Consider the following 17,034-nt stretch of genomic DNA (forward strand, 5'->3'; position numbering starts at 1 on the left):
CACTATAAAAACTGCTTAGATACATTTTCTGCTTTACGGCTTTCTGAATAATCGTAAAAACCTTCTCCAGACTTTACCCCTAATTTACCTGCTTGTACCATGTTAACTAACAATGGGCAAGGAGCATACTTAGGGTTTTTAAAGCCGTCATACATTACATTTAAGATTGAAAGACATACATCTAAACCAATAAAATCTGCTAATTGTAATGGTCCCATTGGGTGTGCCATTCCTAATTTCATTACGGTATCAATTTCTTGAACACCAGCAACACCATTATATAAAGTCTCGATAGACTCGTTAATCATTGGCATTAAAATACGGTTAGCAACAAAACCAGGATAATCGTTAACTTCAGTTGGTACTTTACCGAGCGTTTTAGATAACTCCATAATGGTGTTAGTTACTTCATCGCTTGTGTTGTATCCACGAATAATCTCTACCAATTTCATGATTGGCACAGGATTCATAAAGTGCATACCAATCACTTTCTCTGGACGCGATGTTGCAGCTGCAATCTGTGTTATTGAGATTGAGGATGTATTTGTAGCCAAAATTGTAGCTTCATCACAAGCTTCATCAAGCTGCTTAAAAATCTTTAGTTTTAAATCTACATTTTCAGTAGCTGCTTCAACCACAAGATCCGTATTTTTAACACCATCTACAGTGTTTGTATAGGTTGTAATGTTTCCTAAGGTTTCTGCTTTATCGTTTTCTGTGATTTTTTCTTTAGCTACCATTCTGTCTAAATTCTTAGAAATTGTAGCCAAACCACGTTCTAGAGACGCTTCACTAATATCTATAAGATTTACTTTAAATCCTGATTGAGCAAAGGTGTGGGCAATTCCGTTTCCCATTGTTCCTGCTCCTATAACTGCTATGTTTTTCATTGAAATTTTATTTCATTCCCACGGAAGTGGGAATCTATTTATATTAATTAATTTTTTATAGTAAGATTCCCGTTTTTACGGGAATTAAAACTGATTAATTATCATTGTGGCAACACGTAGCGCTTCTGTACCATCATGTAATGTTACAATTGGCTTTGTGTTATTGTTAATGGCATCTGCAAATGTTTCAAGTTCGTCTAAAATGGCGTTGTTACCTGCTACTTCAGGATTGTCAAAATAGATTTGCTTTTTTATACCTTCAGCATTTTGAAGAATCATATCAAAATCACCAGGATTTTCTGGTGCATCTTTCATCTTTACGACTTCACATTTCTTTTCAAGAAAATCTACAGAGATGTAGGCATCTTTTTGAAAGAAACGTGTTTTTCGCATATTTTTTAATGAAATACGACTTGCAGTAAGGTTTGCAACACATCCGTTTTTAAATTCAATACGCGCATTAGCAATATCTGGTGTGTCACTAACGACAGAAACACCACTTGCAGAAACATGTTTTACAGGCGACTGCACAACGCTAAGAATAATGTCAATATCATGAATCATTAAATCCAAAACCACAGGAACATCTGTGCCACGAGGATTAAATTCAGCCAAACGATGTGTTTCAATAAACATTGGATTTTCTATTTTATCCTTAACTGCGATGAATGCAGGATTAAAACGCTCTACATGGCCAACTTGTCCTTTTACACCATGTTCTGCAACTAAAGTTCTAATGGCTTCAGCTTCTTCAACAGTATTAGTAATTGGCTTTTCTATAAAAATATGTTTTCCTTTTTTTATGGCTTCCTTGGCACAATCATAGTGCGAAAGGGTAGGAGTTACAATGTCTACAACATCTACAGCATCTATTAATGCATCAATAGAATCGAAATACGTGTAACCAAACTCTTCTACAACACGTTTCGCATTTTCAGGATCGGCATCATAAAATCCAACAAGGTCATATTTTTTGGATTGATTGAGCAGTCTTAAATGTATTTTTCCTAGGTGACCAGCACCCAAAACACCAGCTTTTAGCATGTTTTTCTGTTTTTTTCAAAAATAATTGATTTGAACGAGATATTTAAGAAAGAAAATCTAAAATAATGAGAATTTAATAATTGAAAATTGCAATTGCATTTTGCTTTTGTTTGAAGTAATTTAGCCTGAAACTAAACTAAGATTTGAAAGATACATTTAAGCACAAAGGGATGCGTCAACAACTTGTTGATACTCTTATTGAAAAGGGAATAAAGGATAAAGCGGTATTGAATGCCATTGGTAAAATACCAAGACATTTATTTATGGATTCTGGCTTTATAGACCATGCTTATGTTGATAAGGCGTTTCCTATTGCGGCAGATCAGACGATTTCTCAACCTTACACTGTAGCTTTTCAATCTGAATTATTACAAATAAAACCTGGTGATAAAGTTCTTGAAATCGGTACTGGTAGTGGTTACCAATGTGCTGTACTCATAGATCTTGGTGCAAAAGTTTATAGTATAGAGCGTCAGCAGGAATTGTTTAAAAAAACATCTAAATTCTTACCAAAAATAGGATACAGAGCTAAAAAGTTAATCTTTGGAGATGGTTATAAAGGTCTGCCTGAAGAGGCACCTTTTAAAAGTATTATTGTAACTGCTGGAGCGCCTTTTGTACCAACACCATTATTAAGTCAATTAGAGATAGGAGGTAGGCTTGTAATTCCTGTTGGAGATGATGTACAAACAATGACCCTTTTCATAAGAAAAGGGCCTAAAGAATTTGAAAAACATGAGTTTGGTGAATTCCGTTTTGTACCTATGTTAGAGGACAAAAATTAGTTTACAAACTTTCTATAATAGTCCTCACCTTTTACTACAGGCAAGGTTAATGTTGTATTGTGCAACTCAACTGTTAGTTCGGTTCCAGGTTTTGGGTGAATAGTAAATTCTTTGTCACTAGAAAAAATCATTAAGCCAATTTGTTGTCCTGCTTTTATAATTTGATCGTCTGGTTGTAAATCAAAACTAACAGTGTAAAATTTACCTGGTTTTAAATCTTCTTCCTTAGATATTGACTTGTGATTTTTAGGATCTGCCCAACCACGTGTTATAATATTATCTGTAATTTTTGATGCACTATCATCCCATGGAAGAGAAACCAGCCAAACACTAAGGTTAGCAGCAGGTTTGCTACTTGATAATGTGATGGTTAATTTAGGAACTCCAGATATATGAATGTCTTTCTGCAATTTTGGTGTTACGTAAAGTAATCTGTTTTTTGAGTTTTTTGCTTTTGCTAAATCTTCGCCAGAAAAAGATACATCATCAACAAAAGATTCTGTTGTTTCAGAATTAGGCTTGTCTAAAGTTAAACTTCCACTTGTATTTCCTCCTGCATCAAGATGCAAAACAATGTCTTGTGTATTTGGGTTTGGATAATCTTTATAAGCCGTAGGATTTGAAGGATCGTCATATTCTCTTACGATATATGCTTTGTTTTCTTCCTTATCAACTCCATTATCTACACCATGAAGATATTTAGTAAACCATTTGTTCATCATTGAAATTGGAGGTGGACCACCATGACCGTTTTGATGGTAATAAATCTGAGTAGGAAGCCCTTTGTCTTTTGCAGCTTTGTAGATTCTGTAGCTGTGTTCTGGCATCACATTCCAGTCGTTAAAACCATGAGACATTAGTAGTGCAGCTTTCATATTGTCCATTTGGTTGAGGTAATCTCTGGCTGCCCACCAATCGCTATAATCACCAGATTGACGATCCATATTGTTCAACATGTCAGTATCTCTAACCACTTTGTTGTTGTGAGCTCTATTTTCTTCGTCACCACTGTGAATAAAATCGTAAAGCACATCAATATCTTCTCCCAAATAACCACCAGGTGAACGCACCAAACCGTTAGAACGGTAATAATGATAATACGAGGTGTTAGGTGCAATAGGAATAATAACTTCTAAGCCATCAACACCTGTAGTTGCTGCAGCTAGAGGCAAAGTACCATTATAAGAAGTACCTGTCATACCTACTTTTCCGGTAGACCAATAGGCTTTTACTTCTTTTTTTCCATTGCGTTTAGTATAACCTTTTGCTCTGCCACATAACCAATCTATAACGGCTTTAGGTGCCAAAGATTCATTAGGACCTCCACAGGTTGGCGCACCATCAGAGTAACCTGTTCCTGGTGAAGATGAATGTACAACAATGTAGCCTCTAGGTAACCATTTTTTAATATGAGAAAATGAAATCATTGGTCTTTGCGCTGCACGTCTTTTTACTTCAGGATGTGTACGTTGTTTAGATTTACCACCTAATTCTCTTTCTACATCCCACATAATACCTGGTGTATCACCAGCCACTCCTGCAAAATAAGGACTTGTAACATATATGATAGGTAATCTTAAATCCTCGGTATCAGTTTGTTCTGGTCTGGTAACAGAAACATGCATTCTGTCTAAATCACCATCACCATCTGTATCAAACTCGGTTTCTACCCATAGGTCGTGATGTATCCATTTCTCGGGACTGTTAAAGGCTTCAACAATTTGTGCTTCTCCATCTTTGAAAATAGGTGTTGCTTTTTCTGTTGTATCTTGAGCAAAGCTTTGCAAAGAAAAAGCCATTGTAAGCGCTAGAATGAAATTGAATTTGAGTGTTTTTAGCATGATGTTGTTTTTACTTTTTGATAAAAATAAGATTAATTCTTTGGCAAATAATCTTCAGGAATTGGGTTGTCTTTGGTTTCTTGCATCCAGTAAATATTGATAATCCACCAACGTTCGCCATCATTTAGTAACTGAATACTATTAATACCTCTCATAAAAGACTTATCATCGTCTTTATTTTTGAAAGACTCGTATGTGCTAAACACTTGTGTAATGTTTCCAAATGTTTGTACTTCTCTGTTAATTTCAACTTCATGAAATCCGTTTTCCACTAACCATTTTCCTGAGCTACTAATGTAATCGTCAGGTGTCATGTAGCGCGCTATTTGTTTTCCTTCTTTGTTCTTACCAGTAGGAATTAGCTTTGCATTTTTGTGAAACAAATGCTTAAATAAAGCCCAATCGCGTTCAAAGCCTTTGTCGCCAGAAATGACGGTGTAAAGAGTTTCAATGGTGCTATCTAATGTAGCTACATTTTTGCTATAATCTTTTTTTTCTTCTTGGGCTATGATATTTAGCGAACTCCCTAGAAAAATAATTAGTAGTAATAATTTATATTTTGACATATCAATTGTTTGGGTTGAAACCATAGTAGAATTTATTTAATAATCCGTTTGAACTTTCTAAATTTACAATATCCATAAGCTCTTCAAAATAAGAACAAATACGTTCCCTATCTTCTGAATCATAACCAAGTTCAATTTCAGGAAACTTAGCTAATCCACTTTTTATGACATTGAGATAATTTTCTTTTTTAGGCTTTTTACTTTCAGAAACTTTTTGAAAGTCTTTGGCAACACTATTTATTTTTTCTGTTAATGTTGGTTTCAGTTTCTCATCTGAAATGCCTGGATAAGTTCCTTCCTTTATAAACTTTTCCTTTGCAATAAATTCTTTAAATAAATTGTTAGCGTTTTCAGGTGTTATCATTTCACTATTTTTTTGAGCAAATGAGTGAGTTAAACTAAAAATAAATAATAATGATAAGATCTGAACTTTCATTTTTTAAAGTTAATTTTAAAAGAATTTCAAGCCAAATAAAATAGCATCTCCTTGAAATCCTCCTTGGTAAGAGCGAATATAATCAAACCTTAAGAAACGCCATTTTCCCCAGCCAATATTATCTATTCCAATTGTAAATTCTTGATACGGTTTGTTGTCTGGCGTTGCTAAGTTATGTGCACCTACTATAAGGTTGAAATTTAACTTATTTAAACCTGGAATTTTACCCAAAATAAAACCGTTAAAATCATGTTCGGCATGCATTTCTAGATAACTGTCATTGGTGCTTAAATCGTAATAACCTAGGTTATTAAAGACGTTGGTGTAATTACCTCTTTGGCTAATTGCTAATTGGTTACCATTAAAATGTTGGTAATCCATAAACGCAATATCGTCTGCATTGAAGAATTTGCCTGCTCTAATATTGTAATTAAAACGCCCTTTATCAGCTATGGTAAAGCTTTGATAGAGTCTTGCCTTAACTTGGTCATAATTATAATCGCTATTTGTAGCTCCCAGACCTTTTTCGTAACTCAATACTAAAGTTGGATATTTCTCTGAGTTAATGTTGAATTTACTATCTGGATAACTCAAATATTTTTGACCAAAATTAATCTGACCAGTAACATTAAATTTTACAATGTTATGGTTTTCAAATGGCGCATCTGTACTTGTTGGATTTATTGGGTTATTGCTTAAATATTCCTGATCTCCTCTTGGGTAAAATGCCTGATCTGTTGTATTGAAAAGCGCAGTTCTGTTTTCGTAAGAAATGTTAGAGTATAGATTAAAACCGTTAAACAATTCTTCAGAATAATTAAGTTGAACAAATCGACGCTCGTATAATTTCATGTAGTTTTCTTCAAAAAATAAGCTGGCAACCGAGTTCTCTATTGGAGAAATAGGATTGGCAGGATTAAACTGTTCTACCTTTGTACCTCCAGATAAAGTTAAGAAACGTCTGTTAGTGTTGTTAAACTTATATCGTAATGATGCTGTAGCTCGTAAGCGTTCATCCGAAAAACCATATTGCACGCTTGCACTTGCATTAAAATAGCGTTTAAATTCGTCTAGTTGTTTGGTGTAAAACAAATTGAGTTGTGTTGTAAATCCTTGTACAGTATTAAACTGCACTCCACTAAAAGGGATGTCATACCCAAGACTATACTTTTTGTACGAATTGTTATAAGTGTAACCTAAAACATCTCCAAGTTTGAATTTATTTTTTTCGCGATCTACAGAATCTAAGTACGTTTTAGATTCACGTACAATTTGTATACTGTCTTTCTTTACATAATCTGTACGTTCTTCTTCAGTTAGAGGCACAGGTCGTATTTGTTTCCAGAACAAAGAATCTTTTTTATTAGCTTCATTTTCAAAAGAAACAAGCTCTGCACCAAAATCTTTTTGAGTAAGATTAGAGTTGAATTCGTAATTGCTATAAACAGCAGTAAAACGACCATCTCCTTTAATGCCAAAAATGCCATATTTAAAGTCAATACTTTGTGATATTAGAGCCCATAAATCATCATTTTTAGAATACGAAAAACTTTGTTTTAAAGAGATGATATCTGCAGCAGGAATTCTGGCTTGTGTTCCTGTAATGTCTAGTTCAATAGCATAAAGTGTCCATTGGTCTTCTACAATGTAAATGGTACCTGAAAATACAGGGTCATTTTCGCGCTTAGGAATTACATTTATTTTATTGATGAGGTTGCCATGTTCATCATAAAAGATACCTTCTAATTTATAGCGATAATAACCAAAGGCATTGTTAGCTATTGGTGACACGATTTGGTTACCAAATTCAATTGTATTGTTATAAAAATTATAATCTACATCTTGTGCATTGTTAAAACTAAAACCATTATCGTCTCCACTAACTTTAGAAGCTGTAATTTTTTCTTTCAGTTGATTTGGTCTTAAATATTGAATTTTTGAAATGGTTTCAGAAAGGTAAATAATACCACTTCTGGTAGAGTCTAAGCCACCTCCAAGATCGCCAATTTCTTGGCCTAGGATTTTTTCGGGAGCATCTTTTATTCTAATTAATCCACGAGAATAGAAGTCGGCTTTAAAAGATTCAATTTTTTCAAGGTTTTCTTTGCGCTTGGCAATTGTTTGTCTAATTATTGCGTTCGCAGGATTGTCTTCTGATGCTACAACAACTTCATTTAGAGAAACCGATTCTTCTTCTAAAGTAACATCAACTTTAAAAGGAAGTGAAGTTACATCAACAGTTTTCTTAACTGTTTTATAGCCTAAATATGTATAAACTATGGTATATGATTTTTTCTCTGAAACGGAGAGTTCATAATAACCATCGTCATTACTGGTAGTGCCTTTAAAAGTGTTTTCTACAAGAATATTTACAAAGGGTAGTGGTTCTCCTTTAGTGTTTGTAATAGTTCCTGTGATTTGTGCAGATGCAAAAGTGCAAAAGAAAAGTAAAAAAAGAGCGTGTAATTTTAGATTCATAGATATTGATTGATGGTTAAACTTAGACATAGATTTTGTTGCACAAAAAACATACCTTTATAATTACAGACGCTATTTTACCACTAATGGTTGCCTGCAACTGCATCAAACTTAGAGCAAAATGAAATATGTAAAAGTTATAGCAATCCTAAAGTTATCGAAAACTTTTCTTAATACGGTCTAAATTACGCTTGTTGTCACGATCTTTTATCGTTTCGCGCTTATCGTAGAGTTTTTTACCTTTTCCTAAAGCAATTTCTAGTTTTGCTAGTCCTTTTTCATTAACAAATAAACGAAGCGGAATAATAGCATTTCCTTTAACGTTAACTTCTTTTTCAAGCTTTTTAAGTTCACGTTTATTAAGCAATAATTTACGCTCTGCTTTAGGTTTGTGGTTGTAGTAGTTGCCAAAGGCATACTCTTCTATGGTCATATTAATAACAAAGAGTTCACCACGCTCATTAAATTCGCAAAAACTTTCGGCAATAGAAGCTCTACTGGCTCTAATAGATTTTATTTCGGTACCAGTTAAAACAATTCCGGCTGTGTACTTATCTAGTATCTCGTACTGAAATTTAGCCTTCTTGTTTAGTATGTTTACCTTTTTTTGCATAGTTGGCAAAGATAATAAGAAAGTATCAAGTACAAAGTACAAAAGCATCAAGTATGTTTTATTGTAAACTATTACTTAGCTTTACGACTTTAATTACCTAAATCAATATCATGAAATATTTATGCTTGGTTTTATTTGGATTAATGCTTTTTAACTGCAAAGAAGAAAAGGCAGAGATCAAACTTTCTGCAGATGAGATTGTAACCAAATCAATAGAAAAATCTGGAGGTGAAGCTTTTGATAATTCTGTAATACGATTCGATTTTAGAGATAAATTTTATGTAGCTAGGCGTGATAAAGGTCAATATTCATTAATACGAATGTTTAAAGATGGTAACGATTCTGTTTTCGATTTGTTGACCAATAACAATTTTGATCGTTTTATAAATGACAGTCGTGTTATTCTAGAAGATAGTATGAAGTCTAAGTTTTCGGCATCTGTGAATTCTGTGCATTATTTTTCGGTTTTACCGTATGGTTTAAATGCTGAAGCCGTTAACAAAACACTATTAGGTATCGAAAAAATTAAAAATAAAGATTACTATAAGATTAAAGTAACATTTAATCCTGATGGAGGCGGTGAGGACTATGAAGATGTGTTTGTGTATTGGTTTGATTGTAAAAACTTCAAAGTTGACTATTTGGCCTATTCTTATAATGAAGAGGATGGTGTAGGCATGCGCTTTAGAGAAGCGTATAATGAGAGATATGTTGAAGAAATTAGGTTTGTAGATTACAATAACTATCAGGCTGAAGACAACAAGTTAGAATTATTTGATTTGGGCAAAGCTTTTGAAGAAAAGAAGCTGAAATTATTATCTAAAATTGAGTTGAAAAATATACAGGTTGAATTACTCAATCAATAAAAAAAAGAATCTGTTGTCTTAAGCTTCATGTTTTTTTGTCAATCTGAACTCGTTTCAGATTCTTGTAAATTAAATCAACAAGATTTTGAAATAAATTCAGAATGACAATTTTGAGATTTTTTAAGACAACAGCTTCTTTTTCTTTATTAAAATAATCATTTATCGACCTAAATAACCACCATCAACAGGGATTATAGTACCAGTAACGTAATCACTAGCAGATGAAGCTAAAAAGACTGTAAGCCCTTTTAAATCCTCTCCAGTTCCCCAACGCTTCATTGGCACACGCATAAAGACCTCGTCAGTTCGTTTTTTGTCATTGATGATGCCAGCATTTAATTGTGTGTCCATGTAACCAGGTGCAATGGCATTAACACAAATACCTTTAGCTGCTAAATCATTTGATAATGCCTTTGTTAACTGGCCAACACCACCTTTTGATGCTGCATATGCAGGAATTGTAATTCCGCCTAAGAAGCTCATTAATGATGCTACATTAATAATTTTTCCTCCATTACCTTCTAGCATTGTATTGGCTGCATATTTACAGTAGTAGAATGTAGCATCGAGATTAATAGCAATAACCTTGCTCCATTCTTCTTCTGGAAATTGCTCACTAGGATAGCGTCGCTGTATTCCTGCAGAATTCACTAAAATATCCAGTTTGCCACCAAGAATTTCTAAAGCCTTTTTATAAGAGCTTTTGATGTCTTCAATTTTGCTAACATCAGCTTTTACAGGCTCTACATTGAAACCATTAGCTTTTAAGTCATTGCATAAATCGTACATTCTGTCGTCAATATCTATGACAACAACCTGCGCTCCAGCTTCTGCAAGAGCTTCTACCATAGCTTTACCGAGATCTCCAGCACCTCCGACAACAATGGATTTTTTGTCCTTTAAACTAAATTTTTCTAAAATGTTAATACTCATTTTTTCTGGTTGATTGATAGTTTGATTTTATAGTTAATGATGACTATACTCATCTGTATCCCATAAGCTTGTCCATTCTAATACCATATCCTCGCCGTTTTCGTCTCGAATGTCTAGTATGTTTTGAATGTCTAAAATGGTTTGATTGGTTTCTGCAACCGAGTCAGAAACTGTGTAAATTCTATATAGTACTTGTCTTTCTGTACCAATCATAGCAGGTAATACTTCGTCTCCTTGTTTAAATCGCTCCACAACAAAAATTACATTCTTATGATTCTTAAGTTCTTCTAAACCTTTTATAGATGTGATTTTTCCAGCTTTTAAAAGTACCCAAACTGAACACGCTTTTTTACCTCGTAGCATATAATCGTTTTGTTCAGCAAAATTTTCATCACCAAATACACCTGTTAAAGCAAAATTTAATAGCATATTTCTGTGGTCAAAACCGTTGATATGAGCTAAATGAATATGAGGTGCTTCTCCTTGTAATCTAAATCCTGGATCGTAACTGTAGAATATACCATTTTCAACAAAAAACTGAACATTTAAAACACCGTTTTGAACTCCAGTAGCTTTAAATAACTCACTGAGTTTAGGGTGAACAGTATCAACAAATTGTTGTGCATATTTTGACGGATATAATGTAGCTAAGCCAATTGGGCTAGAGTTACCTTGTAATCTGGTTAGTGTTCTATCGTATACAGCAGATAAATAAGGAACACCATCTTTAAAAGTATAGTAAGCAGCCATATCATGACAGCTAGAATCCATATATTTTTCTACTAAAACTATTCCTTTCTTTGAGAATTTTAGAACATTCTTTACAGTTTCATTATAGTCCTCTTCGTCTCTACATATCTTCATTCCAACACCTCCGCCACTGTCAACAGGTTTTACCATTAAAGGTAAATCTACGTTTTTTGGTTTTCTAATAGGTTCATCTTTTTTTAAGTAGATTCCTGGTATGTCTAGTACGTCATATTTTTCACAATAACGTTTATACCCATCTTTACTGCAAAAAGCTTCAATAGTACCATCTGTTGCATAGCAAGGTAATCCAAGTCTGTCACAAATTTCTTTATAGGGCTTAACCAAAATATCAGCAACACCAACAAGCACAGCATCAACATTATTATCTTTGGCAACTTTCACAATACCATCTATATCAAAACCGTCAATATCAAAGGTTTCGGCAGCGAATTTTTTTGCAGGTGCATCTGGGTTTGGGTCTATGACAATTGTGTGCAGTCCCATGTTATTGGCAAATTCAACCAAAACACCTGTTTCTGGGTTACCACCTAGTATAATTATTTTCTTCATTGTTGTTGATTTTAAGGGTTATTAACTTTATGTATGAGGGAATTATTATTATTATTTATTAAATATGAAATCTTTATCAAAACCTATGTCTTTTAGTAGATTTTTGATCTTCTCTTCGTCTGTATTTGTTTTAACAATTTTAGATTGATTAATACCCATCAGTTCTAATTCTTCTTTCAAAGACTTATGTATAGACGGATTAATAGTTGCTATTATTAAATAATCAAACTCATCATTATAAATACTACTGATAGGATTAACTGTGTTTTCTCCAATTTTTAAATCGTGATAATCTACATCGATCCATTTTACGATTTTAAAATAATTTGTTTTTAGATTGGTAGAAAGTATGTGTTGACCAAAAGAACCAGAACTATATACTACAATTTTTGAATCTTTCTGGGTATTTAAAAACGGATTAAACCAAGTGTCGTTTTTCTTATTGTATATAAGTCCGCCAGACCTTACCAGTATTTGCGAATAGAGGTAATATGTTATTTGCGTGTTTAGATTTTCCTCATCTAAAACATTGCTTAATTTAGTTTTAAGGAAATTCATTAAAAGTCCAAGTCTGTAATATTCTGTCTTTGGATTTTCAATAGATTTTACGATAGAGTCGTGACGTTGTCTATAATAATAAAGAGGAATTTTACTTATTGCTAATCGCTTCGTAAAGGCTAAGTAAGAATATACAATAGCAGCATCTTCACCCATTACAACATCGTTAGGAACATCGTAAAGTACTTTCTCTAAAAGCTCTTTTTTAAAGAGTTTATTCCAAACATAAGTAGACATGCCATGCTCACAGAACTCTCCATTAAATATGGCTTTTGGTAAAATTTCAGATTTAATTTTGCTTTCATCATAAAACCCAGGATTTTTGGGTTTTATGGTTTCTATTTTACCATCAAACTCTCTAAAATGACCAGTTACAACTAAATCAGCATCATTGGCTATGGCAAGTTTGTACAGTGTGTCTAAATAAAAATGATCTACCCAATCATCACCATCTACGTAAGCAATATGTGTCCCTGTAGACGCTTCTAATCCGGCTTTTCTGGCTGATAATAAACCTCCGTTTGGTTTATGAATTACTTTGACTCTGCTATCATTCTTTGCGTAATCGTCGCAAATTTGAGGGCAATTATCAGGACTGCCATCATCTACCAATATTAATTCAAAGTCTTTAAATGATTGCTCTAATAGACTTTCAATACACTGCGCTAAGTATTTTTCTATACGATAAATAGGAACAATAACACTAATTTTTATAGAGCTCATACTTATATATCTTGATTTATTTCTATGTAAAATAACCCACTACCATTTTCAAAGCTATTATCATCGTCATTCTTCGCCGTTGTGATGTATAAATTTGATTTATTATCAAAACAACACGATGTAACGTTTGTATATGGAAGTGTTATTTCATTAATTTTTTTTCCTGTTGAAGGATTCCATTGCGAAACACAAGCGCCTCCCCATTCTGCAATCCATAGCATGCCTTTTTTGTCTATGCACATTCCGTCCGGACTTCCATCTCCATTAAACTCTATGACGTAATCAACAAACTCAACATTTCCTGTTTCAATGTTATAGTTGTACTTAGCAACTTTCTTTGTTGGTGTATCAATAAAATAAAGAGTTTTATTGTCGTCAGAAAACGCTAATCCATTAGAAATAGTAGTGCTCTCTATAATCACTTTAGATTCACCATTATAGTAAGAATAAACATTACCTATTCCATCAATGACTTCAGGATAACCCATTGTGCCAATAATGTATCGACCTACAGCATCTTCTATACCATCATTATATCGCACATTGTCTTCAATACTTATTTGGAATTTGAAAGAGGATTTTAAATTATTAAAATCTACTTCATAAAATCCATTTTTCGAAGCTACTAGAACAACTTTTTTAGAAACAACATAAACATTGCTTGTAGGTGAGTCTAACTTTATGCTTAAAATTTCTTTGGTGTTAGGATTATAACAATACACCAGACCATCTAGGATTGAAACAAAATATAATAGTTGATGTTTTGAATCGAAAATTGGACCTTCAAATAGTTGGGCAGATTGGGAGAAGTAAATTAAGTGTTTTGTCATTATATATTGCTTAAATAAATTCTCCTCCTGTTACTCTCATAATTGAACCTGTTGTCATAGCAGAATCATCCGAAATAAAATACATAACGGCAGGTATTGGGTCTTGAGGTGTAAGCATTCGTCCCATAGGGATTATCTCACTTGCTTCGTCTTTTAATTGCTCTTCGCTTATACCTTCTTCTTGGCGAAGGCGAAGTTCCCCTTCTGTATTGGTCCAGCCCATTACCAAATAGTTGGATCTAATGCCATATTTAGCATAGTGGTGTGCGACATGAGTAGAAAGCGTATATAATGTTCCTTTGGTTAAAGCATATGCTGTGCGATCTTCTTGACCATAGTCCATATGCGCTGACCCAAAAAATAAAACAGAACCACCTTTTTGTTCTATCATGGACCTTAAAACATGTTTCAGTAAAAAATATGGTGCTTTAAGATTAACATTAAATACTTTGTCATAAGTATCTTCATCTGTATCTATTAACGAGGCAACAGGTGTAATGCCAGCATATAAAATTAAAGCATCAATTTTTTTGAAACGCTTTATGGTTTCTTTGTAGTAATCTTCTATGCCATCTATAGATGTAAGATCAATTTTATGAAAGTATAACTGGTCTTTGTTATTAGAGGATTCTATAATTTCGTTACCTTCTTCTGTATTTCTACCACAAAAAGCTACGTTATATCCTTTTTTTAAGCTGGCCTTAAGTATTTCTTTTCCAACACCTTTGGTGCCGCCTAATAACATTACAGTTTTCATAAATAGTTTAAATCAATCTTTTCTAATTAATGTTCTCAAAACTAGTTATTTATTTTTAGAAATTAATTTTTTTATCTGTGTATTGATACTATTTACGGTAAATAGGTTAAATGCAAAAATATAGGATAAATAGAGGTGAATTTTATTCAATTTTTAGAAGTGTAGAACTCTTTGTATAATCCGTTATGGTTACAATGTAAAGGTTGGCATTGTTGCTTTCGTCTATCTGGTTATATTTTTTTTCGTTGAGTAGAGCATTAGTTAGCATAGGTGTAGTATTGCTGTGACCAACAATTAAAACCGTTTTTCCTTCAGTTTCCTTTATTAAATCTTCAAGTTTTAAATTTCTAGGATCATAAAAGGTAATATCTACATTATTTGCTTTGGCTGTAGGTTCTGCCGTTTCTTTAGTTCTGTTATAATTGGTAGAGTAGACCATATCAAACTTAACATCTCCAAAAACTGTTGTCCAGTTTTCTGCACGCTTTTCGCCTTCTTCTGTTAAATGTGGATCTTTATTTGTTTTATCAGATTCGTCCTTTTCTGCATGTCTAATAAGGTAGTAGGTTGTGACTTTCTGTTCTTTTTCAAGAGTCTCCTGAGCAAAAATGTTGAAAGAAAGTAAAAATAGCAGACTAAAAAATAGAGATTTCATTTTGAAAGATGATTGGTTAAACCTCTCAAAAATAAGTTAGAAAATCTCATTTATTTCGAAAAAGTATGTTAAAAGCCTCTTTTAAGCTAGTTCCAAAGCAATCTCAATCATGCTCTTAAATGTTGTCTCCCGTTCTTTACTTGTGGTTTTCTCGCCAGTTACGAGGGAGTCTGAAATCGTTAAAATTGCAAGTGCGTTTACGTTGTGTTTTGCAGCAACGGTATAAAGTCCTGCAGCTTCCATTTCTACACAGAGCACTCCAAATTTAGACCACTTTTTGTAGGATTCTATATTGTCTTCATAAAATTCGTCTGAAGACAAAACATTTCCAGCGTGAAAGGGAATATTCTTGGCTTCAGCGGCTTTCACAGCCTTTAGGAACAAACCAAAATCTGCTGTAGGTGCATAATCTGCACCACCAAAACGCAATTCATTAACACCAGAAGTGGAAGATGCTGCCATGGCTAAAACAACATCTCTAATTTTTACATGTTTTTGGTAAGAGCCTGCGCTACCCACTCTAATTAAGTTCTTTACACCAAAATCTTTAATAAGTTCGTTGGCATAGATGGAAATACTTGGAATACCCATGCCTGAGCCCATAGTAGATACACGTTTACCTTGGTAAGTGCCTGTGTAACCATACATGCCTCTTACTTCATTAAAACAAATAGGATTTTCAAAAAAAGTTTCAGCAATCCATTTTGCTCTTAGCGGATCTCCTGGTAATAAAATCGTTTCTGCTATATCGCCTTTTTTGGCGCCAATGTGTACACTCATGCTGTAAAGTTAAGCAAAGCGTTTTAAACTAGTAAGCAGAATTCGAAGTTAAGTTTGTCATCATGGCAACGCCAGATGAAGCACCAATTCTATGAACACCAACTTCTATATATTTTATGGCTGTTTCGGCATCTCTAATGCCTCCAGAAGCTTTAATTTTTAATTGATCTCTTACAGTCTTTTTCATAATCTTTACAGCTGTAAGGGTAGCACCACTTTTAGAGAATCCGGTAGAAGTTTTTACAAAATCAGCTTTGGCGTCTATGCAGATTTCGCAAGCCTTTACAATTTCGTTTTTAGAAAGTTCACTAATTTCTAAAATAACCTTTAGAGGTATTAATCCAATAGCACGCTTAACATCGCTAATGTCTTTAAGTACAGCTACATAATTTTTGCTTTTAAGACGGCCAATATTCATTACCATGTCTATCTCAGTTGCTCCCTGTTCTATCGCTTTTTTAGCTTCAAAAACTTTAGCTTCTGTAGACATAGCGCCAAGAGGAAAACCAACAACTGTACAAACCTTTACTTCTGAACGACCTAAAGCTTGTTTGGCAATAGGAACGTAGCAACTATTTACACAAACAGAATAAAAATTATATTTTAAGGCTTCTTCGCAGAGTTTAAGAATATCAGTTTCGGTTGCTGAGGGACTTAGTAAGGTGTGATCTATATATCTGTTCAATTCCATGTTTTATAAGTAGGGTTTATTCAATATTTAACTATAGTAATTCCCTTGTTTTAGAGGGAAAATTACAACAAGATAAATCGATTCTTAAGTATGGTTGGAATTAAATAGCTCGACAAAATTAGGAATAAATCCGTTAAAATGCATCATCTAATTTGAAATTAATTATGTATTTCATCGAAAAAAATCAAATTTTCTTACAAATACTTCTATTTGAACAACTTGAATTTGTTAGTGTGTTTTATTAAAAAAGATAATCTAAAGTTTGCAT

At 33.4% G+C, this 17,034-nt stretch carries 17 protein-coding genes; 2 read left to right on the forward strand and 15 right to left on the reverse strand.

What is annotated here, in order from left to right; all coding sequences use genetic code 11:
* Positions 1 to 2: 2 nt before the first annotated feature.
* Together V1468_RS09810 and V1468_RS09815 are read right to left on the reverse strand one after the other, a co-directional pair.
* Positions 3 to 890, reverse strand: coding sequence for a 3-hydroxybutyryl-CoA dehydrogenase (locus V1468_RS09810; protein ID WP_331810066.1), 888 nt, complete (start codon positions 888 to 890; stop codon positions 3 to 5).
* Between the two features lie 84 nt (positions 891 to 974).
* Positions 975 to 1,934 carry a Gfo/Idh/MocA family protein gene (locus V1468_RS09815; protein WP_331810067.1) on the reverse strand — a complete coding sequence of 320 codons (960 nt, stop codon included), beginning with the start codon at positions 1,932 to 1,934 and terminating at the stop codon, positions 975 to 977.
* A 143-nt stretch (positions 1,935 to 2,077) separates the two neighbouring features.
* Here V1468_RS09815 and V1468_RS09820 point away from each other — a divergent pair, with 143 nt between their 5' ends.
* Positions 2,078 to 2,719 carry a protein-L-isoaspartate(D-aspartate) O-methyltransferase gene (locus V1468_RS09820; RefSeq protein ID WP_331810068.1) on the forward strand — a complete coding sequence of 214 codons (642 nt, stop codon included), beginning with the start codon at positions 2,078 to 2,080 and terminating at the stop codon, positions 2,717 to 2,719.
* Here V1468_RS09820 and V1468_RS09825 read toward each other — a convergent pair.
* From V1468_RS09825 to smpB, 5 genes are all read right to left on the reverse strand, one after another.
* The gene (locus tag V1468_RS09825; RefSeq protein ID WP_331810069.1) at positions 2,716 to 4,560 is read right to left on the reverse strand and encodes a Xaa-Pro dipeptidyl-peptidase; all 1,845 of its coding nucleotides are present in this window, start codon (positions 4,558 to 4,560) and stop codon (positions 2,716 to 2,718) included. The two genes, V1468_RS09820 and V1468_RS09825, sit on opposite strands and share 4 nt — an antisense overlap.
* A 32-nt stretch (positions 4,561 to 4,592) precedes the next feature.
* A complete protein-coding gene (locus V1468_RS09830; protein ID WP_331810070.1) occupies positions 4,593 to 5,126 on the reverse strand; it encodes a hypothetical protein in 534 nt (177 codons plus the stop codon).
* 1 nt (position 5,127) lies between these two features.
* Positions 5,128 to 5,562: a DUF4844 domain-containing protein gene (locus V1468_RS09835; RefSeq protein ID WP_331810071.1), complete on the reverse strand. Its 435-nt coding sequence runs from the start codon at positions 5,560 to 5,562 to the stop codon at positions 5,128 to 5,130.
* 15 nt (positions 5,563 to 5,577) lie between these two features.
* A complete protein-coding gene (locus tag V1468_RS09840; protein ID WP_331810072.1) occupies positions 5,578 to 8,070 on the reverse strand; it encodes a DUF5686 and carboxypeptidase regulatory-like domain-containing protein in 2,493 nt (830 codons plus the stop codon).
* Positions 8,071 to 8,194: 124 nt separating this feature from the next.
* Positions 8,195 to 8,653, reverse strand: coding sequence for an SsrA-binding protein SmpB (smpB, locus tag V1468_RS09845; RefSeq protein ID WP_331810073.1), 459 nt, complete (start codon positions 8,651 to 8,653; stop codon positions 8,195 to 8,197).
* Between the two features lie 110 nt (positions 8,654 to 8,763).
* Between smpB and V1468_RS09850 the strand changes: the two genes are divergently transcribed.
* Entirely contained in the window at positions 8,764 to 9,519 is a 756-nt protein-coding gene (locus V1468_RS09850) for a DUF6503 family protein (protein WP_331810074.1), read from the forward strand.
* A 159-nt stretch (positions 9,520 to 9,678) separates the two neighbouring features.
* Here the strand turns inward: V1468_RS09850 and V1468_RS09855 are convergent, their stop codons facing one another.
* The 8 genes from V1468_RS09855 to deoC all read right to left on the reverse strand — a co-directional run bounded on the left by V1468_RS09855 (position 9,679) and on the right by deoC (position 16,766).
* Positions 9,679 to 10,452 (reverse strand): SDR family oxidoreductase, encoded by a 774-nt coding sequence (locus tag V1468_RS09855; RefSeq protein WP_331810075.1) that lies wholly within the window; start codon positions 10,450 to 10,452, stop codon positions 9,679 to 9,681.
* 33 nt (positions 10,453 to 10,485) lie between these two features.
* Positions 10,486 to 11,772, reverse strand: a complete 1,287-nt coding sequence (locus V1468_RS09860) for an ATP-binding protein (protein WP_331810076.1) — start codon at positions 11,770 to 11,772, stop codon at positions 10,486 to 10,488.
* A gap of 51 nt (positions 11,773 to 11,823) precedes the next feature.
* Positions 11,824 to 13,053, reverse strand: coding sequence for a glycosyltransferase family 2 protein (locus V1468_RS09865; protein WP_331810077.1), 1,230 nt, complete (start codon positions 13,051 to 13,053; stop codon positions 11,824 to 11,826).
* A gap of 2 nt (positions 13,054 to 13,055) precedes the next feature.
* Positions 13,056 to 13,883 carry an SMP-30/gluconolactonase/LRE family protein gene (locus tag V1468_RS09870; protein ID WP_331810078.1) on the reverse strand — a complete coding sequence of 276 codons (828 nt, stop codon included), beginning with the start codon at positions 13,881 to 13,883 and terminating at the stop codon, positions 13,056 to 13,058.
* A gap of 10 nt (positions 13,884 to 13,893) precedes the next feature.
* Positions 13,894 to 14,640, reverse strand: coding sequence for an SDR family NAD(P)-dependent oxidoreductase (locus V1468_RS09875; protein ID WP_331810079.1), 747 nt, complete (start codon positions 14,638 to 14,640; stop codon positions 13,894 to 13,896).
* 142 nt (positions 14,641 to 14,782) lie between these two features.
* Positions 14,783 to 15,295, reverse strand: coding sequence for a SixA phosphatase family protein (locus V1468_RS09880; protein WP_331810080.1), 513 nt, complete (start codon positions 15,293 to 15,295; stop codon positions 14,783 to 14,785).
* A gap of 81 nt (positions 15,296 to 15,376) precedes the next feature.
* Complete coding sequence (gene deoD, locus V1468_RS09885) at positions 15,377 to 16,075, reverse strand: purine-nucleoside phosphorylase (RefSeq protein ID WP_331810081.1); 699 nt, start codon at positions 16,073 to 16,075, stop codon at positions 15,377 to 15,379.
* A gap of 28 nt (positions 16,076 to 16,103) precedes the next feature.
* Entirely contained in the window at positions 16,104 to 16,766 is a 663-nt protein-coding gene (gene deoC, locus V1468_RS09890; RefSeq protein WP_331810082.1) for a deoxyribose-phosphate aldolase, read from the reverse strand.
* Between the last annotated feature and the right edge of the window lie 268 nt (positions 16,767 to 17,034).

The organism is Winogradskyella poriferorum (genome assembly GCF_036553625.1).
Classification (GTDB): Bacteria; Bacteroidota; Bacteroidia; order Flavobacteriales; family Flavobacteriaceae; genus Winogradskyella; species Winogradskyella poriferorum.